Raw genomic sequence first — 23,565 nt, forward strand, 5'->3', positions numbered from 1 at the left:
AACGTAAGACACGAGGACCTCCGTGAACTCGATCAGGTGTGGTAACCCATATCGATACCGGAGGTCCTCACCTCACTCAACCACGCCACGCTGCACACAACCTCCGTGGGAAGAACAGCTAGCCCCGTCCGTTCGTCACTGCCGACGACATCGAGATGATCCGCAGGAGGCGCTCGGCCTCCTGGCTCAGCGCCTCCCGCCCCGTGCCGAGATATTTCCTGGAGTCCACGACGTCGGGATCGTCCTCCAGGAACGTCCGTACGGCGCCCGTGAACGCCTTGTTGAGATGGGTGGAGACATTCACCTTCACGATACCGGCACCGATGGCCTCCTGGATGTGCGCATCGGCGACCCCTGATGAACCGTGCAGGACGAGCGGGACGAGCGGCAGGTTCCGGCTCAGCCGCGAGATCAGCTCCAGATCGAGCTGTGCGGTCCGGTCCGTCATCGCGTGCGACGACCCGACGGCCACGGCGAGCGAATCGACTCCGGTCGACGTCACGAACTCGAGCGCCTCGTCCGGATCGGTGCGGACACCCGGCGCGTGCGCTCCCTGCTTCCCTCCGATCTCGCCGAGCTCGGCCTCCACGTACACGTCGTGCCGGTGGGCATACTCGGTGATGCGATGAGTCGCCGCCACGTTGTTCTCGAAATCGAGGCGCGCGCCGTCGTACATGATCGAGGAGAACCCCAGGTCCACTGCCCGGCGCGCGAGGTCTTCGTCCTCGGCGTGATCCAGGTGGAGGGAGAACCGCTGCTCCGACGCCGCTGCTGCCGCCATGGCCGCCCGGGCGATGGGCTCCAGCGAACCGTGGTAGCGGACACAGTTCTCGGAGATCTGCAGCACGAGAGGCAGGCGCGCCCGCTCCGCGGCCGCCACCAGTGCCGTCACCGTCTCGAGGTGGAGGACGTTGAAGGCCGCGACGCCCACCTTCCGCTCGCGGGCTTCCGCGACGATCTGCGCTGTCGGGACGAGAGGCATGCTGGTTCCTTCTAGAGAGCGGACAGGACGATATCGCGTTCGAGCGCGTCGGGAGCAGAACCGAGCTCACCCGCGAGCGGTGCCAGAACAGCAGCTGCGGACCAGGCTGCCGCGCGCCGCGCCCATTCCGCCGGTTCGTGCACGTCTGTGGCGATCAGGCTTGCGATCGCGGCGACTGCGGCATCACCGGCCCCGGTCGGATTCCCTGCGAGCGGTTCCGGGGTGCGGGCCCGCCACACCGTGGCGGAGCGCTCGCGCGGTACGACGACCAGGCCCTCGGAGCCGAGGGACACGACCACCACTCCGGCGCCGAGGTCCTGCAGCGCGCGGGCACCATCGAGTGGGTCCGAGGTACCGACGGCATCCCGCAACTCGTCCTGGTTCGGTTTGAGCACATCCGCACCCGCTGCCGCCGCCGCTCGGAGATGGTCCCGCGCGAGATCGGCGATGATCGGGACACCCGAGTCACGACCGGCGCGCACCAGTGCTGTGGCCCTTGCGGTGTCGCTGCCCGGAGGCAGTGAACCTGAGATCACCAGGCACGCGGCGCCGGGCACCTGGCTCCGCACCAGCTCGTGGAAGAGTTCCCAGTCCTCGTCCCGGCGCTCGTGGCCGCGCTCCGTGACCATCGTGGTCACGCCGTCGTCGGACTCGACGAGCGCATACGTGCTACGGGTAGCAGTCGCGGACGCGGCGAGTCGATGTGGCACAGTGCCCAGATCGGCCGCGAACTCCTCGAGATCCTTCGAACCGATCGGGGCCAGCGCCAGGGCCGCGATCCCCTGACTCTCGAGCACGCGGGCCACGTTGATTCCTTTGCCGCCGGCACGCCTGCGCGCGGGCGGTACCGAATTGGTTGCCCCACGCTGAAGGTGCGGCGCGTCGATCGTCACGTCCCACGCCGGATTCGGCGTCACGGCGATGATCATGCGCCCGCCTCCGAACCGAGCAGATCGCGGGCGGCGAGAGCGGATCCGTACAGTCCTGCATCCTGACCGAAGTGTGCACGGGTGAGCCGCGGAACGGGCTGGATCCTGACGAGCTCTTCCAGACGCGCCTGCAGGGGCCGGATCAGGGTGTCCCCTGCTTCGGCCACTCCACCTCCGAGAACGATCACGTCCGGTGCCACGAGGCTGATCGCGTGGGCGAGTCCGAACGCCAGGGCATCGAGCGCGGATTCCCAGATCTGGCCGGCGGCCGTATCGCCGGAGTCTGCCAGGGCGAGTACCGCTGAGGCCCCCGGAACGACGGCTCCGGTGAGCCGCTCGTACCGGCGCACGACGGCCGCTGCCGACGCGGTGGCCTCGAGACAGCCTCGATTGCCGCACAGGCACTTCTCTCCGCCGGGCACGACGACGGCGTGCCCGATCTCGCCCGCATAGCCGCGAGCAACATGGGTGGTCTCCCCGATGAACAGCGCCGCCGAGACCCCGGTACCGATGAGGACCACCAGCGCAGTCGCTGCATCCCGGGCCGCACCGAGCCGACGCTCGGCGTATGCGGCCGCACGCACGTCATGGCGAAGGGCGACGGGCAGCGCGAACCGCCGCGCCGTCAGCGCGGAGAAGTCGACGCCCTTCCACCCCAGGTTCTCGGACCAGTGTCCGACGCCCGTCTCGTCGTCGAAGATTCCCGGCAGTGCCAGACCGACGGCCCGGGGGGCGTCTGCCGGAGTCGCCGAGAGTTCCCCGACCAGCTGACCGACGACGTCCAGGACCCGCTCGGCGGAATCCGGCCCACGGACAGGCGTGGGCACCCGAAGGGGCTCGGACAGCCGCCCGTCGGAGGTGAGCGCGGCCGCCTTGATGGTGGTGCCACCCACGTCGATAGCGACGACCGGCGCGCCCGGGCCGAGCGGCGCGGCCGTAGCCACGCCTAGTTCCGGCTCCATGTCACCGGATGACCGAGCGCGTGAGCGAGCGCGGATTGTCGGGGTCGAGGCCCTGCTTCTCTGCCAGCGCGACCGCGAAACGCTGGGCGACGATCAGGCCGGCCGCCGCGTCGAGATCGTGATGGACGAAACGCGCGCCGGTCGTGCCGATATCGGCTGCGAGATCCTCGTCGAGTTCTCCGAGGAGCCAGACGAGGCGGCCCGGCTCGGCAATGGAGATGGGGCCGTGGCGGTAGTCCAGCGCGGGGTAGGACTCGGACCAGAACTGGGCTGCTTCACGAGCCTTGAGGGCTGCTTCGAAGGCGAGACCGACGGCGAATCCCCTGCCCAGGAAGGTCACCTGGTCGATGTCGAGCAAATCGGAGATGTCGACGGCCAGCGCGGTCTCCGCCTCGCGCGACAGGGCCTCGACGTCCTCGCCGAGGTGGGCGCGCAGGAGCGTGAGTGCCGTCGTGGCGAAACGGGTCTGCACCACGGACTGTTCGTCGGCGAACCGGAGGCCGATCACCTCGTCCGCGATCTCTGCAGCGGGGGAATCCGTGACCGCTGTGATCACGACCGTGGTCATGTCACTGACGGAGTCGATCAGTTCGATCACCTCGCTGGTGGTCCCCGAGCGCGAGATGGCGATCAGGCGGTCGTAGTCGCGACCGAGGGGGAACTCCGACGCCGCGAAGGCGTCCGTGACTCCATGACCTGCCCGCTCCCGGAGAACGGCATAGGCTTGCGCCATGAACCAGCTCGTTCCGCAGCCGACGACGGCGACGCGCTCGCCGGAGCGTGGCAGGGAATGGGAGACGTCGGCAACGAGCTCTGCCGCACGGAGCCAGGTGGCCGGTTGCGACTCCAACTCCGCGTGTACGTACGCTTCACTCATGGGTTTCTCCGCTTCCAGTTGACGTGCGAATGATCGCTAGGTGCTTTAATCCGATTGTAAGCCGCTCGTTTTGTCAGAATCAATCATTGGGTAGCAAAGTCTTCCGGTGCCGTAACGCATCACCGGACGGTTGCCCCGCCGGAGGTTCCGTGTATTCCCATCCGACCACGATCATCCACTCGGCCCGGCTGTCCTCCGGTTCCCTCACCCAGACGGATGCGTGGGTGAGGTTCGACGACGACCGCGTCTCGGCGCGCGGCACCGGGGACGCCTGGAGAACCGGGCTCCCACCCGGGGCCGCCGTCGTCGACGCCGCGGACCGCGCGCTGGTGCCCGGTTTCATCGACATGCACTGCCACGGCGGAGGAGGCGCGGCTGCCGACGAAGGGGCCGAGGCGATAGGAACGGTGCTGCGTGCCCACCGAGCGCACGGCACGACGCGGACGGTGCTGTCCCTCGTCACCGCAGCCACCGATGCCCTCCTCGGCCGGCTCGGTTCCATCGCCCGGATCACCGCGGAGGATCCGGGCGTGCTCGGCGCGCACCTCGAAGGACCGTTCCTCGACCACGACTTCCGCGGCGCGCACGATCCTTCGCTCCTGCGCGAAGCGGACGACGCGACGGTGGACGCGCTCCTGGAAGCAGCCGGTGGCACACTGCGCCAGATCACCATCGCGCCCGAGCACCCGGGGGCGGCTTCAGCCATCACACGCTTCGTCGATGCAGGGGTGGCGGTGGCGGTCGGCCACAGCGGGACGGACTACCCGACCGCCATGGAGGCCTTCGGGCGCGGTGCGTCGATCCTGACGCATGCCTTCAACGGCATGCGGGGCATCCACCACCGGGCCCCGGGCCCCGTGGTTGCCGCACTTCGGAGCGATCACGTGACACTCGAGATGATCAACGACGGCGTTCACGTGCACCCGGGCGTCGTCGGCCTCGCATTCGCCTCGGCACGTGGACGGGTTGCTCTCATCACGGATGCGATGGCCGCAGCGGACTACGCCGACGGTACGTACCAGCTCGGCACGCTGGAGGTGGTCGTGAGCGAGGGCATCGCGCGGACGGTGTCCACCGGTTCCATCGCCGGTTCCACCCTCACCCAGGACGCCGCGCTGCGCAGGGCCGTCCTCGAGTGCGGCGTCTCGTTCGGTGACGCCGTGAAGGCCCTGACGACTGTTCCGGCCGCCGCCGTCGGTCGTGCTCACGATCTCGGTCGGCTCGACGTCGGGTTCGCGGCCGACGCCGTGCTCCTCGACAGCAATTTCCACGTTGACGCCGTCTGGGGAGCCGGATCGCGGCTGGTATGAGAACACAGGCAGGACCGGGCCGGTCAGGCGCCCACGTACTGCGCCAGATGCCGCCCCGTGAGCGTTGCGCGCGTCGACACCAGGTCGGCCGGAGGTCCCTCGAAAACGATGGTGCCGCCGTCGTGCCCGGCGCCCGGCCCCATGTCGACGATCCAGTCCGCGTGCGCCATGACGGCCTGATGGTGCTCGATGACGACGACCGAGGTACCGGAGTCCACGAGCCGATCCAGGAGGGCGAGCAGATTCTCGACATCGGCGAGGTGCAGGCCTGCCGTCGGTTCGTCGAGGACCAGGATGTCGGCAGGATCACCCATGATGATCGCGAGCTTCAACCGCTGACGCTCGCCTCCGGACAGCGTGGTCAGCGGCTGACCGAGACTCAGATAGCCCAGACCGACGTCGGACAGCCGGCCGAGGATCCTGGATGCGGCCGGCACCTCTGTGCCGGCGGCACCGAAGAACACGGCGGCCTCGGAGACCGGCAGCTCGAGGACCTCGCTGATGTCCCTGCCGCCGAGCTTGTACTCGAGCACGTCCGCCATGAAGCGTCTGCCGCCGCAGACCTCGCACGTGGTGGCGACGCCGGCCATCATCGCCAGGTCTGTGAAGACCACGCCGGCACCGTTGCAGGTGGGACAGGCGCCGGCGGAATTGGCGCTGAACAGCGCGGGCTTGACGCCGTTGGCCTTGGCGAAGGCCTTCCGAATGTGCTCGAGCATGCCGGTGTACGTCGCGGGGTTGCTGCGACGCGAGCCCCTGATGGCGCTCTGGTCGACGGCCGCCACGCCCACCCTGCCGGAGACCGAGCCGTGGATCAGCGAACTCTTCCCGGATCCAGCCACGCCCGTGACGACGCACAGGACCCCCAACGGGAGGTCGACGTCGACGTCGTGCACATTGTGGGACGTGGCTCCCCTGATCTGCAGCACGCCGGACGGCGTCCGCACCGATTCCTTGAGGGCGGCACGGTCGTCCAGGTGCCGGCCCGTGAGGGTCCCGCTGCGGCGCAGTGCCTCCACCGATCCCTCGAAGCAGACGGTACCCCCTGCGGTTCCGGCGCCCGGGCCGAGGTCGACGACGTGATCGGCGATCGCGATCAGCTCCGGCTTGTGCTCGACCACCAGGACCGTGTTGCCCTTGTCCCGCAACCGCAGCAGCAGGGAGTTCATGCGCTCTATATCGTGCGCATGCAGGCCGATGGTGGGCTCGTCGAAGACATAGGTGACGTCCGTCAGCGAGGAGCCGAGATGACGGATCATCTTGGTGCGCTGGGACTCGCCACCGGACAGGGAGCCGGAGGGCCGATCGAGACTGAGGTAGCCGAGTCCTATCCCGACGAACGAGTCGAGGGTGTCCCCCAGCGCCGTGAGTAATGGTGCGACGGACGGCTCGTTCAGCGACCTGACCCAGGACGCCAGATCGCTGATCTGCATCCGGCAGGCGTCGGCGATGCTGACGCCGCCGATCATCGAGGACCGGGCGCTCTGGCTCAGCCTGGTACCGCCACAGTCCGGGCAGGGCACGAACGTGACCGCGCGGTCCACGAAAGCGCGGATGTGCGGCTGCATGGCCTCGCGGTCCTTGGCAAGCATCGTCTTCTGCAGTTTGGGGACGAGTCCCTCGTACGTGACGTTGATGCCGTCGACTTTGATCCTGGTCGCCTCCCGATGGAGCAGGTCCTGGAGCTCCTGCCCGGAGAACTCGCGGATCGGCTTGCTCACGTCGAAGAAGCCGCTGCCGCCGAAGATCCGTCCGTACCAGCCGTCCATGCTGTAACCGGGAATTCTCAGTGCTCCCTGGTCGAGCGACTTCGTGTCGTCGTAGAGCTGAGTAGGATCGATGTCGGTCACCGACCCCAGGCCCTCGCACCGCGGGCACATACCCCCGGTGACCGTGAAACTGCGGCGCTCCTTCACGGAGGTGGTGCCGCGCTCGATCGTCACCGCGCCGGAGCCGCTGATCGAGGCGACATTGAACGAGTACGCCTGGGGGGATCCGATCCGGGGTTCTCCTAGGCGCGAGAACACGATTCTCAGCATCGCGTTGGCGTCGGTCACCGTGCCGACGGTGGAGCGCGGGTTCGCGCCCATGCGCTCCTGATCCACGATGATCGCCGTCGTCAGGCCCTTGAGGACATCCACCTCCGGCCGGGCGAGCGTGGGCATGAAGCCCTGCAGGAACGCGCTGTAGGTCTCGTTGATCATGCGCTGTGATTCGGCGGCGATGGTGTCGAGGACGAGCGAGCTCTTCCCGGATCCGGAGACGCCCGTGAACACGGAGAGTCGCCGCTTCGGGAGGTCGATGCTGACGTCGCGCAGGTTGTTCTCGCGGGCGCCCTGCACACGGATGAGGTCATGGGTGTCGGCCGTGTGCCGCTGCTCCTTGCTGCCGGTCGTCATGTCCGTGCCTCGGCCGAACCTGCAGGATTCGACGCCGTCGGCAGGTACCTCGCCCACCAGCGCAGGATGTGCTCGAAACGCTGCCGTCGGTGCCAGGGAGAGCCGGACCGCGACAGCTCGTGGTTCTCCCCCGGGAAGACGAGCAGTTCCGTCTCGACGCCCTGCTTCTTCAGCGCCGTGTAGTACCGCTGGGCCTGCTCGATCGGGCAGCGCAGGTCCTCCTCCGAGTGGATCACGAATGCGGGGGTACGGACGTCTCCGATCTTCGCGAAGGGGTTCTGCTCCTCCACCTGTGCGGGATCGGCCCCGGTGTAGGCCTCGGAGAAGAACCACCCGATGTCCGAGGACCCCACGAACGACGGCGGGTCGAGGTACCCCCGTTCGACGATCGCGGCCTGGAACCGATGATCGTGGGCGATGGTCCACGCCGTCAGGTACCCGCCGTACGAGCCTCCCATGACCCCGAGCCGTCCGGGGTCCATGGCGTCGAACTCGGCGAGTGCACCCTCGAGATAGGCGAGGACGTCGTCGAGATCCACCGTGCCCATGGCCTCCTTGATCACGCGGCCGTGGGCCTGCCCGTAGCCGGCCGCACCGCGGGGGTTGCACAGCAGCACCGCGTAGCCCGCCGCCGCATAGACCTGCGCCTCGTCGAAATAGCCCCAGCCGTACTGCGCGAAAGGACCCCCGTGGATGACGAGGAGGACCGGATGCGGGCCGTCCCCCTCGGGCAGGACGACCCAGCCGTGGACCGGGGTGGCGTCGGGGGCCGCGTAGGAGCGTTCCTGCGGTTCCCCGATGCGTGTGCGCTGCTGGAGAGGTGCGGAGAAGTCGGTGAGCCGGCGCAGGGAGCCGTCCTCGACGACGGCGACCTCGCCGGTGGTCGAGGGGTCGGTGAAGGACACGACGACGGTCCCCTGGGCTGCCGCCGCACCCGTGACGACCGTCGGGCCGGTCACCAGGGTCTCCGGCTCCCCCGAAGGCCGGAACCGCAGCAGCTTCCCCGAGCCGCGCGAGCGGTCGACCACGAGCACGGAGTCGGGGCCGTCCGCCACGATCTCCTGCACGTCGCCGACGTCGATGGTCTCGGGATCGCTGAGCCGGGTTACCGAGGCGGGATCGTCCGTCGGCATGACGTACAGCGCGGTGTTGCGGGCCACGAAGTCCAGCCCGGTCGGTGACAGGTCGGAGGCCAGGAAGAACAGCCACGCACCGTCCCTGCTGGGCTGCGCCGCGCTGCACCCCAGCAGGGTGTCCGCGCCCAGGTTCGTGAGCTTCTGCGGCTGACCGCCGTCGGGGCTGATCACGTGGATGTCGGAGACGAGCGTGGCATCCGCAGCGGGACCGAGCGCGGCAGTGAAGAAGATCCGCTGTCCGTCGGCCGAGAAGACCGGCTCGAGGTGGTCCGCGTCGGCGGTGGTCAGCTGCGCGGCGACGGGGAACCCGGAGCGTTCTGCGGCGTCATCGGAGTCCTTCTCGTCGTCCGCCGCGGCACGACCGACGGCGGCGACGTACGGCTCGGCGTCGGGATCCGGAATGGCAAGGGTGAACAGCTGCGAGCGTTTGTCCGTGGTGTACCCGAGCCCGTTCATCCGGTACTTGTAGCCGGTGATCAGCCGCGGATCCTCCAGGTCGGGGGTGACGCCGTCCACCGTCCCGTAACGCCCGTGCTCGGGGACACGGGCTGCGAAGACGACGGTTGTCGAATCCGGGGAGATGTCGAAGGCCCCGACGCCGAGCGGCTGGTCCGTGAGCTGAGCCGGCTCTCCCCCGGAAGCACGCACCGCGAACAGTTGCGGTTTCGCCCCTGGTGCTGCGCGCAGGAACACCAGGAGCGACCCGTCGGGCGAGTAGCGCGGGGACGTGTCCCTGAAGCCGCGCGTCAGTCGCCGTCGGCCGCCGTCGAGCGCGACTTCCCAGAGCTGTCCCACATAGGCGTCCGCGCGGAGATCCGGTCGGGTCGCGGAGACGACGAGACGGGAACCCTCCGGGTGGAGGGCCGGTGCGCCGGTGATGGTCAGGAGCTCGAGCTGGTCTGGTTTCATCCTCCTGATCAGATCGGAAACAGTGGCCCGAGTCAACGGAAGGAGCACGTTCTCTCTAGGCTGGACCCATGCGAGCCCTTCCCGCCCTCCTCGTCTGCCCCGTGTGCAGGCTGGCGTTGGCGGGTGACGACCGCTCCCTGACGTGCGGCAACGGTCACCGCTTCGATGCGGCCCGGCAGGGCTACGTCAATCTGCTCACGGGACGAGGGTCACCGTTCGACGGCGATACCGCCGAGATGGTCGATGCGAGGGACACGTTCCTCGGCTCCGGTCATTACGCTCCGCTCAGGAAGGCCGTGGTCTCGGCAGTACGGCGGCACGTGGGATCACCGGCCGTGGTCCTCGACGCGGGCGCCGGGACCGGGTACTACCTCGAGGGCATCGTGGCTTCCTTTCCGGGTGCATTCCCTCTTGCACTGGACATCTCGAAGCCCGCCCTCCGCCGGGCAGCGCGCAGACTGCCCGGCGGAATCAGTATCGTCTGGGATGTCTGGCGGTCCCTGCCGGTGTCCGATGGATCAGTGGATGTGCTCCTCAATGTGTTCGCTCCCCGGAACCCGGTCGAGTTCACCAGGATCCTCGCGCCGGACGGCTGCGTCGTCGCGGTCACTCCACGTCCTGGTCACCTGGCGGGGCTGGAGACCGTGGGCCCGCTCCTCGCGGTCCCGGACCAGAAAGCCGACGACGTCACGGCAGCCTTCCACGGGCTGCTCGTGGAGGTGGCGCGGGAGGACCTCGACTACGTCATGACCCTGCCCCGTGAGCTCGCCGAATCGGCGCTGGTCATGGGACCCGCGGCACGTCACCCCCGCAAGCGGCTCGACGCCCGGACCGCACCCGATGCGGTACCCGGAGCAGGCGACGCACTGGAGGTCGAGGCGCGCTTCACCCTCCAGGTTCTCGCCCGATCCACCGGCGAGCCTGTCCCGGCCGCCCTGGCGGTTCCTGCGGGTGCGGACCCGCACGTGTGACCCCACAGGTTCGACCGTGCGGGTTCGACCGTGCCGGGAACAGAACGGTAACGACGGGACCGTCCTGAGCAGTGGGTCTAGGTAATGTCGGAGCCCTTTGCCATGATGGAGTCAGGCGGTGCTCCGCGCGCTGTCGGATCAAAGGGGTTGCACCATGGACTGGTTGCTCGACAATGGCTGGTTTCTCTGGCTCGTTCTCTTCCTGGGGCTTGCAGCGGTGGAGACGCTGACGCTGGATCTGTTCTTCATCATGCTCTCGGTCGGCGCCCTCGGCGGTCTCTTCGCCGCTCTCGCAGGAAGCGGAGCGGTTCTGCAGATCGTCGTCTTCGCCGTCGTCTCCCTGCTGATGATCCTCCTCGTACGGCCCATAGCGCTGCGCCATCTCAAGAAGGGGCCCGCCGACCGGCTGGACAACATGGATCGCCTCGTCGGATCGACGGCGCTCGCCCTGGAACCCGTCACGGGTCTTTCGGGGACCGTGAAGATCGGCGGCGACACCTGGACAGCGCGTTCGGCGGACGGTCTGTCCCTGCCCGCCGGCGCCAGGCTCTCCGTGGCACGGATCGAGGGCGCCACGGCCGTCGTCGAGCCGGCGGCCCCGGCGGCCGACGGTCCTGTTCCGCCGACCGTCGGTGGTTAGGCCACCCGCCGCTGTTCTCATCTCGTCCATCGTGCCTCCCACTGGGGTGCGTCACCACAATCAAGGGGATCTATGAACGGCTCATCCGGAACGATCGCACTCACGCTGGTTCTCGTCGTCCTCATCATCTTCGTTCTGGTCGTCCTGGTGAAGGCGGTGCGGATCATCCCGCAGGCCCGCGCGGGCGTGGTGGAGCGGCTCGGCAAATATCAGCGAACGCTGAATCCGGGACTGACCATCCTGATCCCGTTCGTGGACAGACTGCTCCCGATCCTCGACCTGCGTGAGCAGGTGGTGTCCTTCCCTCCACAGCCGGTCATCACGGAGGACAACCTCGTGGTCTCCATCGACACCGTGGTCTACTTCCAGGTCACCGATGCCCGCGCCGCCACCTATGAGATCGCCAACTACATCCAGGCCGTCGAGCAATTGACCACCACGACCCTCAGGAACGTGGTCGGCGGCCTCAACCTCGAGCAGGCGCTGACCTCGCGTGACCAGATCAACGGCCAACTGCGCGGTGTCCTCGACGACGCCACCGGTCGCTGGGGTATCCGGGTGGGCCGTGTGGAACTCAAGGCCATCGACCCGCCGCTGTCCATCCAGGACTCGATGGAGAAGCAGATGCGGGCCGAGCGCGACCGCCGCGCGGCGATCCTCACGGCCGAGGGCACGAAGCAATCGCAGATCCTCACGGCCGAGGGCCAGCGACAAGCGGCCATCCTCGCTGCCGAGGGTGATGCCAAGGCAGCGATCCTCCGCGCCGACGGTGAGGCCCAGGCGATCCACAAGGTGTTCGATGCCATCCACAAGGGCAATCCGACGCAGAAGCTGCTGGCGTACCAGTACCTGCAGACCCTTCCGAAGCTCGCTGACGGATCGTCCAACAAGCTCTGGATCATCCCGAGTGAGGTCGGCGAGGCGCTGAAGGGCATCGGTGACGTGCTCGGCACCACGACCCCCGACTCCCCCGCTGATGGTCCTGAGCTCACCACGCAGAGCTAGCTGCATGCGGAGGCCGTCGGCGCCCAGCGGCGACGGCCACCGCCTGTAGACTTGAGTGTTTGTGCCTGCGCCGGACCCGACCGGAACATTCTCCGTCGCTCCGAGGTTATGCAGGTGAAGCGTACATCGGTGACTAGGAGAGAATCATGAGCGATCGCAGCCTGCGCGGCATGCGCCTCGGAGCGCAGTCCATGGAAACGGAATCCGGGGTCGAACCGGCTCCTCGCCAGCGCGTCGAATACCGGTGCGAGGACGGGGAAAGTGTCTTCGTGACCTTCTCCTCGGAGGCCGAGATCCCGGCGACCTGGGTCTCGAAGACCGGCAAGGAAGCTCTTCTCGTCGACGGCGAGAAGCCCGACACCTCCAATGACAAGCCCGTGCGCACGCACTGGGACATGCTGCTGGAGCGCCGCTCCATGGACGAGCTCGAGCAGATCCTGCAGGATCGGCTGACCATCCTCCGCGAACGTCGCGGGGAGCGTACGTCGGCATAACCACTCGGGTAATACCGAACAGGAGGCGTTCGCTGCGGCGGATGCCTCCTGTTCTGCTTTCGGGCCAGACCTCCGAGGCCAGGTCTTCAGGACCAGGGCAGGCGTCCGTCACCTGAGAGCTTCCGCCAGCGAGCCGCCAGGCCCCACCGCGTGACGTTGACCATCGCTTCGACGACGATGCTCCCGCTCATCTTCGAGACGCCGAATCCACGCTCCACGAAGGTGATGGGGACCTCGACGATCCGCAGACCCGATCGGGCCACCCGGAAGGTCATGTCGACCTGGAAGCCGTAACCCACCGATTCGACGGCCGACAGCTCCAGGGCCTCCAGGGTGGACCGGCGGAAGACCCGGAACCCTGCAGTGACGTCCCGCACCGGCAGGCCGAGCATGAGCCTGGAATAGCCGCTGCCGGCCCGGGACAGCAGGGTGCGGTGCAGGGACCAGTTCTGCACGCTGCCACCGGTGACCCAGCGGCTCCCGATGACCAGGTCCGCACCCTCCACGGCCTCCAGGAGGCGCGGCAGTTGCTCGGGCCCGTGCGATCCGTCGGCGTCCATCTCCACGAGCAGGTCGTAATCACGCTCGAGTGCCCAGCGGAAACCGGCGATGTAGGCCGCACCGAGCCCCTCCTTGCCGGTACGGTGCAGAACATGCACCCGTGGGTCGGACGCAGCGGACCGATCCGCGAGATCACCGGTGCCGTCGGGGCTGTTGTCGTCGACGATCAGGACGTCGGAGGAGGGTACCGCGGCACGAAGACGCGCAAGGGTGAGCGGGAGCGACTCGATCTCGTTGTAGGTGGGCATGATCGTGACGACTCGCACGCGGGTGGGCCTTTCGGGTGGGACGCTCCGTACTCGGGAACTGCTCCGGACGAGGAGCCAGTCTGCAAGTATAGGCGACCGCGGATCCGCCCGACCGGCCGGTCGTCGCCCGGCCCGACGGTGCGACACGAAGGCAGGCCCTCTCATCCTCGTACCGACGCCCGCAGCTGTACCGGCGCCGTTTTCTACTGATGAGTGGACCTGCCCGCGTGCCTGCCGACTTCACGTGATCGGGCAATACGCGCCATGGTTGAGGCCGATGCACTGCGCTTGTGAAGACCGGCCAGGTTATCCCCACCGAGGGGCTCTACCAACCCGTAGGGCAAGAGTTTACGTGCCTGGGAGAGCGTGTCAATGAGCCTCTGACCTGCTCGTTCTTCCTTCGGTGCAGGTCAGGCGGGGGTCGGACCGCCGAAGAATCATGCCCCACCGATCCTGTGCCCTATCGACCGTCGAAGCCTTCGGCACTGTAGAGGCGGCGGCCCTCGTGCACGGTCTGCAGACACACCGGAAGGTTCCCGGTGTCGAGGGCCGGCAGCAGTGGGGTCCCGGCGCGGGGGTCCGTGCTCCAGGACTGTACGCGCGCGTCCGGAGTCTGCACCATCAGTTCCTCCACCTCCCAGACGGCGAACGAGGCCGGCGTACCGGGAGCCAGTTGTCCGAGCATCGGACTGCGCCCGGCGAGTCTCCAGCCGGCGCGGGTGTGCGCGATGAACGCTGCCCGCGCGGAGATCCTCTCCAGGGTGTTGCTGTGCTGCAGACACGCACGCACCGATGCCCACGGGTCCAGCGGCGTCACGGGGCTGTCGGAACCCAGCGCAAGCAGAGCACCCCGGGCCAGCAGGGAGGCGAAGCGATTCATGCCCGGCCTCCTGCCGCCCAGTCGCTGGTCGTAGAGGCCCCCGCCCGCTCCCCAGAGCGCGTCGAACACGGGCTGACCACTCACGGCGACCCCGAAGTGCACGAGTGCCTCGACGGCCGCGTCATCGGCCAGTTCGACGTGTTCCAGACGGTGGCGGGAGCGCCGTACCGCCTCCACGCCCGTCACGCGTGCCGTTGCCTCCAGGGCACGCAGGACGACGTCGAGACCCGCATCGCCGATCACATGGAAGCCCGCCTGCACACTCTCCGCGGTGGCCGCCAGAAGATGGGCTGTGACGTCGTCCTCGCCCAGGTAGAGCGTCCCACGGTTCCCCGGGTCGTCGCTGTAGTCCTCCCGCAGTGCCGCCGTTCGCGAGCCGATCGACCCGTCCACGTTCAGATCCCCGGCGAGACCGGCGAGTCGGCCGTCGAAGCCGAGCATCAGCTCCCTGACCTCCTCCGGGGACGACGTCAGCTGGGCCCAGTACGGGATGACCTCGGGCAGCGGGAGATCGTGTCCCGGACCGTCGATGGAGAGCAGTGTCCGGAGATCGTCCGACGGGGCGATGTGCGCAGCAGCCATCTCCGTGACCGCGATATAGCCCCTGGATGCGGCATGCAGCAGGGCTGCCTGCTGGTAGCTGCGACGCTGGCCGTCGGACAGGCGCCGCGTGGCCTTCCGTGCTGCCTCATGGGCGCCACGGACGACGAAGCCGTCGCTCCATCCGTCGACACCCGCCAGTTCGAGTCCTGCCGCGAGAGTGCCGGAGACGACGGCCGAGTGGATATCCGCCCGCACGAGGTAGACGAGCGCACCGCGGCCGGCACGGTCGAGTTCGGCCGCCGTGGGCACGCGTTTTTCGGGCCACCCCGATTCGTCCCAGCCGAAGCCGAGAATGGTCGAGGCCCCGGCCTGCGCCGCCGTCGATACCGCCGTGAGCAGTTCGCCGAGAGACCTGCAGGCGGAGAGGTCGATGGAGCCGAGGGCGATCCCGGTCTCCGTGGTGTGGGTGTGCGCGTCGACGAAGCCCGGGGTGATCAGCGCTCCGTCCAGGTCGATCGTGAGCACGTCCGGTCCGGCGAGATTCGCCGCGGCGTGCTCGGACCCGACCCACGCTACGGTCGCCCCGTCCACGAGCATGGCGGTGGCGAAGGGGTCAGCCGGACTGTAGACCGAGCCGTTGCGATAGAGGATCGGTCTCGGGCGCTCGTGGTGTGACATGTCGGGGTGGGCAGACTTCCTGTGGATGATGCGTGCTGCAGCAGCTACGCGCTGATGTTCGAGTATGCCACCACGCCGCGACGAACCAGCCGGATGGCACGCGTGCACGTCTGCTGGAGGTTGCCCGGCAGATCCGGCACCTTCGCCAACTGGTCGAGGAGATCGATCACCTGTTTGGACCAGCGCACGAAATCACCGGCGGCGAGTTCCGTGCCGCTCAGCGTAGCCTGCAGCGAGCGTCCCTGCGCCCACTTGAACATGGGCCACACGAGTGAGAGCTCCGGCTCCCCCGTGATCGGGAGGCGGTATTGTTCCTCGACGTCGTTGAGCTCGGACCACTGGCGGATGATCGTCTCGACGGAGGTCTCCAGCACCGCACTGGGCATCACCGGACGCATCCCGCGTTCCTCCCGCTTGGCCTGGTAGACGAGCACCGTCATGACCGCCGCCAGTTCTGCGGCGTTCAGGCTGCCGAATGCCCCCTCCTCGATACTCAGGGCGATCAGCAGGTCCTTCTCACCGTAGATGCGGCGAAGCTTCTGCCCCGCGTCGCTGACGACGACGCCGTCGTCGGTTCCCCGGAGGTACCCGTAGTGGGTGAGTACCTCCGAGACCCGGTCGAAGGTCTTGGCGATCGTGTTGGTGCGGCCCCTGATCTGCCCCGCGAGCCTGTCGGTCTCGCGGCGCAGCTTCCACCAGCGCTCGGCCCAGCGGGCGTGCTGCTCGCGATCGCTGCAGCCATGGCAGGGGTGTGCCCGCACACGGCGGCGCAGCTCGGTGATGACCCGTTCCTCCGCGGCCGCGGACGCCGAGTAGCCCGCGGCGATGCGGTCCGCACCGGCTCGTGGTGGTCGCCTGTCCTGCAGGGCATTGCGCAGCGACGACGTCAGGTCGCGACGGTCCTTGGGGCTGCGGGCGCTGAAGCTCTTGGGGATCCGGATACGTGAGAGCACCTCGACCGGCCCGTCGAGATCCTGGGCGCCGACCCTGCGGATCTGCGTCTCGAGCGTCAGGACGGTCGGCCGCGGTTCCCGCGCGGAGTCGCTGTCCAGGACGACGGCGTACCCCTGGCTGCGCCCGCCCGGGACATCGATGACATCGCCCGGACGCAGCGACTCCAGCGATGACTCCGCCGCGGACCGCAGGGTGCGCGATCTGTCCCGTGACGCTCTGGACTCCACGTCGGACAACTCGCGTCGCAGCTTCGAGTACTCCTGGAAGTCACCCAGGTGACAGGTCATGGCCTTCTCGTATCCCTTGAGGGATTCCTCGCGGCTGCGCACCTGCTTCGCGAGGTCGACCACCGAGCGGTCCGCCTGGAACTGGGCGAAGGAGGTCTCGAGGATCTCCCGGGAGCGCGACCGGCCGAACTGCGCGACGAGATTGATGCTCATGTTGTAGGTGGGGCGGAAGCTGGAGTTCAGCGGATAGGTGCGCCGCGAGGCGAGCCCGGCCACCGCGCCCGGATCGGTACCCGGCTGCCAGAGCACCACAGCGTGGCCCTCGACATCGATCCCCCGCCGTCCTGCCCGGCCCGTGAGCTGGGTGTACTCACCGGCGGTCACGTCGACGTGGGCCTCGCCGTTGAACTTGTCGAGCTTCTCGAGGACCACGGTGCGCGCGGGCATGTTCACGCCGAGGGCAAGGGTCTCGGTGGCGAAGACCGCCTTGACCAGGCCTGCGGCGAAGAGCCGCTCCACCACTTCCTTGAAGGTCGGGAGCATTCCCGCGTGGTGGGCCGTGAACCCGCGGATCAGACCCTCGCGCCAGGTCCAGAATCCGAGGATCTCCAGATCCTCACGTGGGATGTCCACTGTTGCCGCATCGACCGTCTCGCTGATGCGGTCCTGTTCGTCCTCCGTCGTGAGCCACAGTCCTGCGTGCAGGCACTGCGTGACGGCCGCCTCGCACCCCGCGCGGGAGAAGATGAAGGTGATGGCCGGCAGCAGGTCGGCCCGGTCCAGCGCGCTGATCACCTGCGGTCTGGTGGCACGGCGCACCATGGTCGTCGGAGTTCCGCCCTGACGAGAGTTGCGTGACTTGCCACGTCGCCCGCTCGCACCCCCACCGGCACGCTGATTCAGCCTGGTCTCGTTGCTCGCGAGATCGAGCAGATCCGGGTTCACCTCGTACTGGTCGCGCGCTCCGGTCACCGCTCCGGCCGGTGCCGCCTCGTCGAAGGCGATGTCCCCTGCGAACAGGTCGATCAGATTCTGACCCACCATGACGTGCTGCCACAGGGGCACGGGCCGGTGCTCGGACACCACCACGTCCGTACGGCCGCGGACGGTGTCGAGCCAGGCACCGAACTCCTCGGCGTTCGAGACCGTCGCGCTGAGCGACACCACGGTCACCTCGGCGGGCAGATGGATGATCACTTCCTCCCACACCGCGCCACGGAAGCGGTCTGCCAGGTAGTGGACCTCGTCCATGATCACGTAGCCGAGGTGGTCCAGTACGTCGGAGTTCGCGTACAGCATGTTGCGAAGCACCTCCGTGGTCATCACGATCACGTCCGCGTCGGGGTTGATGCTGGTGTCACCGGTGAGCAGTCCCACGCGATCGCTTCCGTGGACGGAGGCGAGTTCGGCGTACTTCTGGTTGCTCAGGGCCTTGATGGGCGTAGTGTAGAAGGCCTTGAGTCCGCGCTGCAGCGCGAGGTAGACGGCGAATTCCCCGACCACGGTCTTGCCTGCACCGGTGGGAGCGGCAACCAGCACGCCATGTCCGCTCTCGACGGCGGCGCACGCGTCAAGTTGGAAGGGGTCGAGTTCGAAGGCGAGCGTCTGCTCGAACCGGGACAACTGGGTCCGCGAATGCTCCGAGCGGGCCTTGGCTGCTGCGTATCGTTCAGCTGGACTACTCATCCGTCCAGCCTAAGCGTTCACGAACCACCCGGTGCTCCAGCCCCTGTCCGTCGTCCTAAAGTTCCCCCAGGGGCGAGGCGGTGTCAGCGCCGGCCTCGACGGCGGCCTCGCGGGAGGCGATGCGACGGGCGCGGCGCCTGTCGTTGAGCAGGCACAGCCCGATGGCGACGAAGAACAGGAGCAGCAGGGGCACTGCCAGGTAGAACATGCTCAGTGCATCGCCGCCCGGCGCCGCCATGGCCGCGAAGAGGCACACGAGGAACACCGTGATCCGCCATGCCTTGAGAATCTGCCGTCCCGAGACGAGCCCGACCATGTTCAGCCCGACGAGCACCACCGGCAGCAGGAACGCTATGCCGAAAGCCAGCATGAGCCGGAGCACGAAGGTGAAGTACACGGAGACGCTGATGAGGTTGGAGAAATCATCCGGCGTGAACTCGGTGAGCACTCGTACGGCGTTGGGCAGGATCAGCCACGCCAGGCCGATACCGGCCAGGAACAGCGGCACGGCGACCGCGATGAAAGCCAGGGCGGTGCGCCGTTCCTTGGTCCTGAGCCCGGGGGTGATGAAGGCCCAGATCTGGTAGAGCCAGATGGGTGAGGAGATCACGACACCGAGGAACACGGAGATCTGGATGAGCAGATCGAACGGTGACGCCGCAGTGTCGAAGTTCAGGGACGCTGTTCGTCCCGCCTGAGCATCGATCTCGTTGATGGGCGAGGCCAGAGCCTGCTGGACCGGGTTGTAGAGGAAGAAACCGCCGACAGTGCCGAGGATGACCGCGATGGCCGAGACGAACAACCGGTTCCGCGCCTCGCGTAGATGCGCCTTGAGCGCCATCTTCCCCTCGGGATTGGCCTTCCTGCCGCGGGACCGGGATTTTGCAGGTGACACGGAACGGGTCTCCGCCTACCTGTTCGTGTGCGACGAGCCGCTCTGCTGAGCCGGGCCCGCCTCGTCGTCGGTGCGGTGCGGCATACGCTGCGTGGAGCCGTGCCCGAGATCCTGATGGGTCGGGGTGTAGGAGCCTGCGGCGGGATTGTTGACCACACGTCCCTCCACGGGCCCTGCTTCGGGCTCGTCCGTCGTGTTCTCGTCCTTCATCTGCTTCACTTCGGACTTGAAGATCCTCATGGACTGGCCCACACTCCGGGCGAGACCGGGAAGTTTCGGGGCGCCGAACAGGACGATCGCCAGGACGATGATGATAACGATGTGCCAGCCTTCGAGCCTCATGCCCAATTCCTCTCGTTGATGTCCCCAGTCTAGGCTACAGGTGGGGCATATCACGCAGCAGCTGCGGTTGGCGCCGCGTCACGCGTCGTTCCACTCGCCGACTGCGTCGATCAGCGGCGCGGCGCAGCGCAGCTGCATCCCTCGCCGCCCGGACCTCGTCCGGTGCCGAGAACACTGCCGGGACGTCGAGACCGGGAACGCCTTCTGCGGACCGGGACGCCGTATCCTCCCTCGCGGGGACGAGCTGCATGCGGTCCATCGCGGCGCCGAAGTCGGTGATCGTCCTCGCACCGCTCCTGAAGACGCGGAATCCGACGACCACCAGGAAAATCGCCGCGGCGAGTACGAGCAGCGCCCACAGAACGATCCACATCCACCAGAGCATGAGCCCAGTCTAGGCCAGCGCCTGGTGGGCGCGGGCCGCCTCCAGCCAGCGCAGGGTCTCCTGTCGTACCGCATCGGGAGCGACCACGGCCGCCGAGCCGCCGAGGCCTGCCACCAGTCCTGGGATCCATGAGCTGGAGGCGATCCTCAGGCGGGCGGCGAGACGGTCCTCGCCCATCTCCTGCACGGCTTCGGCGTTGTACTGCGCTGCGACCCAGCGCGCGCTGCTCTCCAGCACGAGTGTGACGGTCTGGTCCGTCTCGCCGGACCGGTAGGGCGTGACGGATCTGCTCCGGGCCAGAGCTGCCTCGTCCCTCACCGCGGTGGCGCGCTCCTCGGTGAGCCGGGCGCTCTGGATGCGGTCGAGCCGGAAGTTGCGCAGGCCATCGGCCTCGGTGCTCCAGGCTTCCAGGTACCAGGTGTCCTGATGGAGGAAGATCCTGATCGGCTCGAGGACGCGGCGGGTGATCTCGTCCCGCGTCGGGACGAAGTACTCCACCGCGATCCGGACGCCCGTCTGGAGTGCGGCCTGCAGCACCTCGAGGGTCGGATCGAGGTCGTCCTCCGTGAGCTTGGTCGCGACGGAGGTGCCGATGCGTGCAGCGTCACCGGCAGCAGCGGTGAGTTTCGTCTGGGCGCTCACGATCGCCTCGTTGTTCCGCATCCCGGGAAGTTCGCGCAGTGCCTGCAGACCCACGATCAGGGAACAGGCCTCGTCCATGCTCAGCTTGACCGGTTCGGCGAGATCGCGGGCGTTGCTGAGATAGATGCGGCCGTCCTCGATGTTCACGTCCATCAGCGCGTCCGGGTAGTGCCGCGGCCCGCTCACGAACAACAGATCGAGATCCTTCGTCAACTGGCTCTCACTGACCTCGAACTTCCGGGCCGTTTCCCCGATCTCTGCTCCCGGATGTGCCAGGAGATAGGGCACGAGGTCGAGCAGCCGCAGCAGGTGGTCCTGGGAGGAGGATTTCCGGCGGGGGGCCGGGCGTGCACCGGCGGTGATCTCCACGTCGCGCGGAGCGATGACGGCGGCGTCGTACGCCCTCTCCAGCAGGCGTGCCACTTCGGTGATCAGCTCCTGCGGCTCCTGGACGCGGGCGTTGATCCCCAGTCCGGCGATCGTCGCCGCCATCGGGCTCGATGCCGCATAGGGGACGCGCAGCAGGTCCCAGTCCTGCCCGGTCCGCGTCACCTCGGTGTCCTTGCGCACCCGCAGCACCTGGCAGGATCCCGGCCTCACCGCGACGACGGCGACACGGTCGGGCTCGCTGCGTGAGAGCGAGGACAGCGTCCGGTTCATGTCGAACGACGCCGGGACCTCGAACGTGCCACTCAGCACCACGGGTTCGGCCGTCATCCGGGACAGGCGGAAGAAGCGTTCGGCCTGCCGGGTGGTGTCGTAGCCGACGACATACCAGTGGCCGAAGCGGGCACCCATGCCCCAGGGGTGGACCGTCCGGACCTCCTCGCGACCTGTGCTGGCTGCCCGGTACGGGAAGCGGATGGGGCTTCGGGCCGTGAGTGCCTGCCAGACGATGTCCCAGAACGGCGCGTCGGTGGTGATGCGTGGCTGGATGAGCGGGGTCAGTTCGATGTCGCCGTCGGTACTGCGGGAACTGAGTTTCCGCAGGGCACGCGAGGCGGCGGAGTCCAGTGAACCCTGATCCCACACTCCTGCTGCGAGATTCAGGACGGCGTATTCCTCCGGGAGGAAGCTCACACCGCCCAGTCGATAGTCCTCGGCATTGATCCGGTAGCGCTGCACGGTGTTGTCGTTGTCGAACATGGTGTCCTCGCTGAAGGACTCCAGCGGGATGCCCTGTTCGCGCAGCGCAGCCTTGTCACGATCGAAGAGCTTCTCCCGCGCGGCGACGGACGTCGCCTCACGATACAGGTCGATCTCCGAGAACAGATCCTCCTTGGTGAAACCCCGGCGGCTCGACAGGAGCATGATCACGAGGGTCAGAAGGCGTTCGGTACGTTTTGCGGACACGGTGAAACCCTACCTTCATGGAAAAAGGCGGAAGGGACGCACGCCAACGGTGGTTGACCCGCGTCCCTTCCCGGTCGAGCAGTGGTGCTGGTGCTTCCGGATGCATCCCGGGCGGCGGCGGCCTAGCGGATACCCAGCAGATCGACGACGAAGATCAGCGCCTCATCGGGACCGATGGCGGATCCGGCACCGCTGGAACCATAAGCGAGCTCGGACGGTATCTCGAGCCGCCGCCGTCCACCGACCTTCATCCCGACCAGTCCCTGGTCCCACCCCTCGATGACCTGCCGTGCCCCCAACCGGAAGTCGAGCGGGGTGCCGCGGTTCCAGGAGGCATCGAACTCCTCCCCGGTGGAGAAGGCGACCCCCACGTAGTGCGTGGAGACGGTACTGCCGGGCTCGGCTACAGCGCCTTTGCCGATGATGAGATCCTCGATGACGAGATCGGTGGGTGCGCCGTGGTCGGGGAAGTCGATCTCGGGCTTCTGCCGGTCGAACTCACGCTGTCCGAAGGACATGGGTACTCCTTGGTGGTCGTAGGTGGGGCTGTACTGCCGGCGTCAGTCGGCGGATTCCTTGCTGATGATCTCGACGTAGAACACGAGGGTTCCGGAGGGCTCGCCGCCCGGGTAGGCCCAGGGCTCGGGGATGACGAGCATGATCTCGGAGCCGACCTTCTGGCCGGCCAGTCCCCTGGTCCACCCCTCGATGACGGCGTTCAGCGGGAATTCGGCGGGCTCGCCGCGCTCGAAGCTCGAGTCGAACTGCTCGCCGTCCTCCCAGCGCCAGCCGGTGTAGTCGACGGTGACGGTGTCGTCCTCGGTGACCACTTCGCCCTCGCCCTCCTCGAGCACCTCGACCACGAGGTCGTCGGAGGGCTCGTTGTCCGGGATGGTGATCTCGGGCGCGCCGTCGTCGTCGAAGGTGAAGGTCGGAAGCATGCCGTCCTCGTCGAGTCCCTGGACCTCCTCGGGAGACAGGATCTCCGGTTCGGGTGCGGGTGGCGGGGGTTCCTCGGCGGAGATGACGCGGAACACGATCAGCTGCTGCGGGATTGCAGGCTGCCCCTCGGCCGGCTCGTCGATCGGTGCGGTGTACGCGACCTGCGCTCCGACATTCGTTCCGACCAGGACCTCGTACAGTTCCGCGTCCTGCTCCGCGAGCGTGTCGTCCACCGGCAGGACCTGGGGTTCGCCGAGGCTGTAGGTGTCCCCCAGGACATCGCCGCTCTCCGCGTCGAGCGAGATCAACTGGTACTCGATGGTGTCCCCGGCCTCCACCTCGTCGCCGTCACCCTCCACGACCGTCTGGGCTGCTATCCCGGTGATGTCGAGGGGTTCGTCGAACTCGACGGTGGGCGGTTCCTCGTCCGATCCTCCGGTCACGACGACCGAGTCGAAGACGTCGGTGGCGCCCGCCGAGTTCGCGGACCCCGCCATCACCTCGTCCGTGGTCATGCCGCCGCAGGCCGTCAGCGTCAACATGAGCGGAAGCAGGATTGCAGGTACTTTTCGCACAGAACTACTTTCAGATTGGTGTCCGGCCAGAGGGCCCGCG

20 protein-coding genes are annotated in these 23,565 nt (G+C 67.7%); 5 read left to right on the plus strand and 15 right to left on the minus strand.

Going from position 1 to position 23,565, the window contains the following annotated elements:
- Positions 1 to 118: 118 nt before the first annotated feature.
- The 4 genes from E8P82_RS04110 to E8P82_RS04125 are packed head-to-tail and all read right to left on the minus strand — an operon-like array spanning position 119 to position 3,750.
- The gene (locus E8P82_RS04110; RefSeq protein ID WP_136453240.1) at positions 119 to 982 is read right to left on the minus strand and encodes a class II fructose-bisphosphate aldolase; all 864 of its coding nucleotides are present in this window, start codon (positions 980 to 982) and stop codon (positions 119 to 121) included.
- An 11-nt stretch (positions 983 to 993) separates the two neighbouring features.
- Positions 994 to 1,911 (minus strand): 1-phosphofructokinase family hexose kinase, encoded by a 918-nt coding sequence (locus tag E8P82_RS04115; protein ID WP_136453241.1) that lies wholly within the window; start codon positions 1,909 to 1,911, stop codon positions 994 to 996.
- Positions 1,908 to 2,855, minus strand: coding sequence for an ROK family protein (locus E8P82_RS04120; protein ID WP_211096792.1), 948 nt, complete (start codon positions 2,853 to 2,855; stop codon positions 1,908 to 1,910). Before E8P82_RS04120 ends, E8P82_RS04115 begins: the two co-directional genes overlap by 4 nt.
- Before the next feature lie 19 nt (positions 2,856 to 2,874).
- Positions 2,875 to 3,750 carry an SIS domain-containing protein gene (locus tag E8P82_RS04125; protein WP_136453243.1) on the minus strand — a complete coding sequence of 292 codons (876 nt, stop codon included), beginning with the start codon at positions 3,748 to 3,750 and terminating at the stop codon, positions 2,875 to 2,877.
- 149 nt (positions 3,751 to 3,899) lie between these two features.
- Between E8P82_RS04125 and E8P82_RS04130 the strand changes: the two genes are divergently transcribed.
- On the plus strand, positions 3,900 to 5,060 hold the full coding sequence (locus E8P82_RS04130) for an N-acetylglucosamine-6-phosphate deacetylase (RefSeq protein WP_246020941.1): 1,161 nt from the start codon (positions 3,900 to 3,902) through the stop codon (positions 5,058 to 5,060).
- A gap of 23 nt (positions 5,061 to 5,083) precedes the next feature.
- On the opposite strand, the gene E8P82_RS04135 is transcribed toward E8P82_RS04130, so the two are convergent.
- Together E8P82_RS04135 and E8P82_RS04140 are read right to left on the minus strand one after the other, a co-directional pair.
- A complete protein-coding gene (locus E8P82_RS04135; protein WP_136453245.1) occupies positions 5,084 to 7,459 on the minus strand; it encodes an ATP-binding cassette domain-containing protein in 2,376 nt (791 codons plus the stop codon).
- Positions 7,456 to 9,504, minus strand: a complete 2,049-nt coding sequence (locus E8P82_RS04140) for a S9 family peptidase (RefSeq protein ID WP_136453246.1) — start codon at positions 9,502 to 9,504, stop codon at positions 7,456 to 7,458. The genes E8P82_RS04135 and E8P82_RS04140 overlap by 4 nt, the downstream gene beginning before the upstream one ends.
- Before the next feature lie 68 nt (positions 9,505 to 9,572).
- Here E8P82_RS04140 and E8P82_RS04145 point away from each other — a divergent pair, with 68 nt between their 5' ends.
- The 4 genes from E8P82_RS04145 to E8P82_RS04160 all read left to right on the plus strand — a co-directional run bounded on the left by E8P82_RS04145 (position 9,573) and on the right by E8P82_RS04160 (position 12,614).
- Positions 9,573 to 10,475: a putative RNA methyltransferase gene (locus E8P82_RS04145; protein WP_136453247.1), complete on the plus strand. Its 903-nt coding sequence runs from the start codon at positions 9,573 to 9,575 to the stop codon at positions 10,473 to 10,475.
- A gap of 154 nt (positions 10,476 to 10,629) precedes the next feature.
- Entirely contained in the window at positions 10,630 to 11,115 is a 486-nt protein-coding gene (locus E8P82_RS04150) for an NfeD family protein (RefSeq protein WP_136453248.1), read from the plus strand.
- A gap of 72 nt (positions 11,116 to 11,187) precedes the next feature.
- A complete protein-coding gene (locus E8P82_RS04155; RefSeq protein WP_136453249.1) occupies positions 11,188 to 12,120 on the plus strand; it encodes an SPFH domain-containing protein in 933 nt (310 codons plus the stop codon).
- Between the two features lie 146 nt (positions 12,121 to 12,266).
- Positions 12,267 to 12,614: an RNA polymerase-binding protein RbpA gene (locus E8P82_RS04160; protein WP_136453250.1), complete on the plus strand. Its 348-nt coding sequence runs from the start codon at positions 12,267 to 12,269 to the stop codon at positions 12,612 to 12,614.
- Positions 12,615 to 12,700: 86 nt separating this feature from the next.
- Here the strand turns inward: E8P82_RS04160 and E8P82_RS04165 are convergent, their stop codons facing one another.
- The 9 genes from E8P82_RS04165 to E8P82_RS04205 all read right to left on the minus strand — a co-directional run bounded on the left by E8P82_RS04165 (position 12,701) and on the right by E8P82_RS04205 (position 23,492).
- The gene (locus tag E8P82_RS04165; protein ID WP_136453251.1) at positions 12,701 to 13,441 is read right to left on the minus strand and encodes a polyprenol monophosphomannose synthase; all 741 of its coding nucleotides are present in this window, start codon (positions 13,439 to 13,441) and stop codon (positions 12,701 to 12,703) included.
- A gap of 442 nt (positions 13,442 to 13,883) precedes the next feature.
- The gene (locus E8P82_RS04170) at positions 13,884 to 15,524 is read right to left on the minus strand and encodes an amidohydrolase (protein WP_136453252.1); all 1,641 of its coding nucleotides are present in this window, start codon (positions 15,522 to 15,524) and stop codon (positions 13,884 to 13,886) included.
- Between the two features lie 44 nt (positions 15,525 to 15,568).
- The gene (locus E8P82_RS04175; protein ID WP_136453253.1) at positions 15,569 to 18,391 is read right to left on the minus strand and encodes a DEAD/DEAH box helicase; all 2,823 of its coding nucleotides are present in this window, start codon (positions 18,389 to 18,391) and stop codon (positions 15,569 to 15,571) included.
- A 55-nt stretch (positions 18,392 to 18,446) separates the two neighbouring features.
- Positions 18,447 to 19,232 carry a twin-arginine translocase subunit TatC gene (gene tatC / locus E8P82_RS04180; protein ID WP_136453492.1) on the minus strand — a complete coding sequence of 262 codons (786 nt, stop codon included), beginning with the start codon at positions 19,230 to 19,232 and terminating at the stop codon, positions 18,447 to 18,449.
- 69 nt (positions 19,233 to 19,301) lie between these two features.
- Positions 19,302 to 19,628 (minus strand): Sec-independent protein translocase subunit TatA, encoded by a 327-nt coding sequence (gene tatA, locus E8P82_RS04185; protein ID WP_211096793.1) that lies wholly within the window; start codon positions 19,626 to 19,628, stop codon positions 19,302 to 19,304.
- A 34-nt stretch (positions 19,629 to 19,662) separates the two neighbouring features.
- Positions 19,663 to 20,013: a hypothetical protein gene (locus E8P82_RS04190; RefSeq protein WP_136453255.1), complete on the minus strand. Its 351-nt coding sequence runs from the start codon at positions 20,011 to 20,013 to the stop codon at positions 19,663 to 19,665.
- A gap of 9 nt (positions 20,014 to 20,022) precedes the next feature.
- Complete coding sequence (locus E8P82_RS04195) at positions 20,023 to 22,008, minus strand: helix-turn-helix transcriptional regulator (protein WP_136453256.1); 1,986 nt, start codon at positions 22,006 to 22,008, stop codon at positions 20,023 to 20,025.
- Between the two features lie 122 nt (positions 22,009 to 22,130).
- Positions 22,131 to 22,526 carry an FKBP-type peptidyl-prolyl cis-trans isomerase gene (locus tag E8P82_RS04200; protein WP_136453257.1) on the minus strand — a complete coding sequence of 132 codons (396 nt, stop codon included), beginning with the start codon at positions 22,524 to 22,526 and terminating at the stop codon, positions 22,131 to 22,133.
- 42 nt (positions 22,527 to 22,568) lie between these two features.
- Positions 22,569 to 23,492: an FKBP-type peptidyl-prolyl cis-trans isomerase gene (locus E8P82_RS04205; protein WP_136453258.1), complete on the minus strand. Its 924-nt coding sequence runs from the start codon at positions 23,490 to 23,492 to the stop codon at positions 22,569 to 22,571.
- Between the last annotated feature and the right edge of the window lie 73 nt (positions 23,493 to 23,565).

It is taken from the genome of Arthrobacter echini (genome assembly GCF_004803505.1).
GTDB classification, from domain to species: Bacteria; Actinomycetota; Actinomycetes; order Actinomycetales; family Micrococcaceae; genus Arthrobacter_D; species Arthrobacter_D echini.

Excerpts from the sequence above, each read along its gene's own strand:
- E8P82_RS04110 (WP_136453240.1), bottom strand. The coding sequence starts at position 982 with ATGCCTCTCGTCCCGACAGCGCAGATCGTCGCGGAAGCCCGCGAGCGG.
- E8P82_RS04115 (WP_136453241.1), bottom strand. The coding sequence starts at position 1,911 with ATGATCATCGCCGTGACGCCGAATCCGGCGTGGGACGTGACGATCGAC.
- E8P82_RS04125 (WP_136453243.1), bottom strand. The coding sequence starts at position 3,750 with ATGAGTGAAGCGTACGTACACGCGGAGTTGGAGTCGCAACCGGCCACC.
- E8P82_RS04135 (WP_136453245.1), bottom strand. The coding sequence starts at position 7,459 with ATGACGACCGGCAGCAAGGAGCAGCGGCACACGGCCGACACCCATGAC.
- E8P82_RS04140 (WP_136453246.1), bottom strand. The coding sequence starts at position 9,504 with ATGAAACCAGACCAGCTCGAGCTCCTGACCATCACCGGCGCACCGGCC.
- E8P82_RS04145 (WP_136453247.1), top strand. The coding sequence starts at position 9,573 with ATGCGAGCCCTTCCCGCCCTCCTCGTCTGCCCCGTGTGCAGGCTGGCG.
- E8P82_RS04150 (WP_136453248.1), top strand. The coding sequence starts at position 10,630 with ATGGACTGGTTGCTCGACAATGGCTGGTTTCTCTGGCTCGTTCTCTTC.
- E8P82_RS04155 (WP_136453249.1), top strand. The coding sequence starts at position 11,188 with ATGAACGGCTCATCCGGAACGATCGCACTCACGCTGGTTCTCGTCGTC.
- E8P82_RS04160 (WP_136453250.1), top strand. The coding sequence starts at position 12,267 with ATGAGCGATCGCAGCCTGCGCGGCATGCGCCTCGGAGCGCAGTCCATG.
- E8P82_RS04170 (WP_136453252.1), bottom strand. The coding sequence starts at position 15,524 with ATGTCACACCACGAGCGCCCGAGACCGATCCTCTATCGCAACGGCTCG.
- E8P82_RS04175 (WP_136453253.1), bottom strand. The coding sequence starts at position 18,391 with ATGAGTAGTCCAGCTGAACGATACGCAGCAGCCAAGGCCCGCTCGGAG.
- tatC (WP_136453492.1), bottom strand. The coding sequence starts at position 19,232 with ATGGCGCTCAAGGCGCATCTACGCGAGGCGCGGAACCGGTTGTTCGTC.
- tatA (WP_211096793.1), bottom strand. The coding sequence starts at position 19,628 with ATGAGGCTCGAAGGCTGGCACATCGTTATCATCATCGTCCTGGCGATC.
- E8P82_RS04190 (WP_136453255.1), bottom strand. The coding sequence starts at position 20,013 with ATGCTCTGGTGGATGTGGATCGTTCTGTGGGCGCTGCTCGTACTCGCC.
- E8P82_RS04200 (WP_136453257.1), bottom strand. The coding sequence starts at position 22,526 with ATGTCCTTCGGACAGCGTGAGTTCGACCGGCAGAAGCCCGAGATCGAC.
- E8P82_RS04205 (WP_136453258.1), bottom strand. The coding sequence starts at position 23,492 with ATGTTGACGCTGACGGCCTGCGGCGGCATGACCACGGACGAGGTGATG.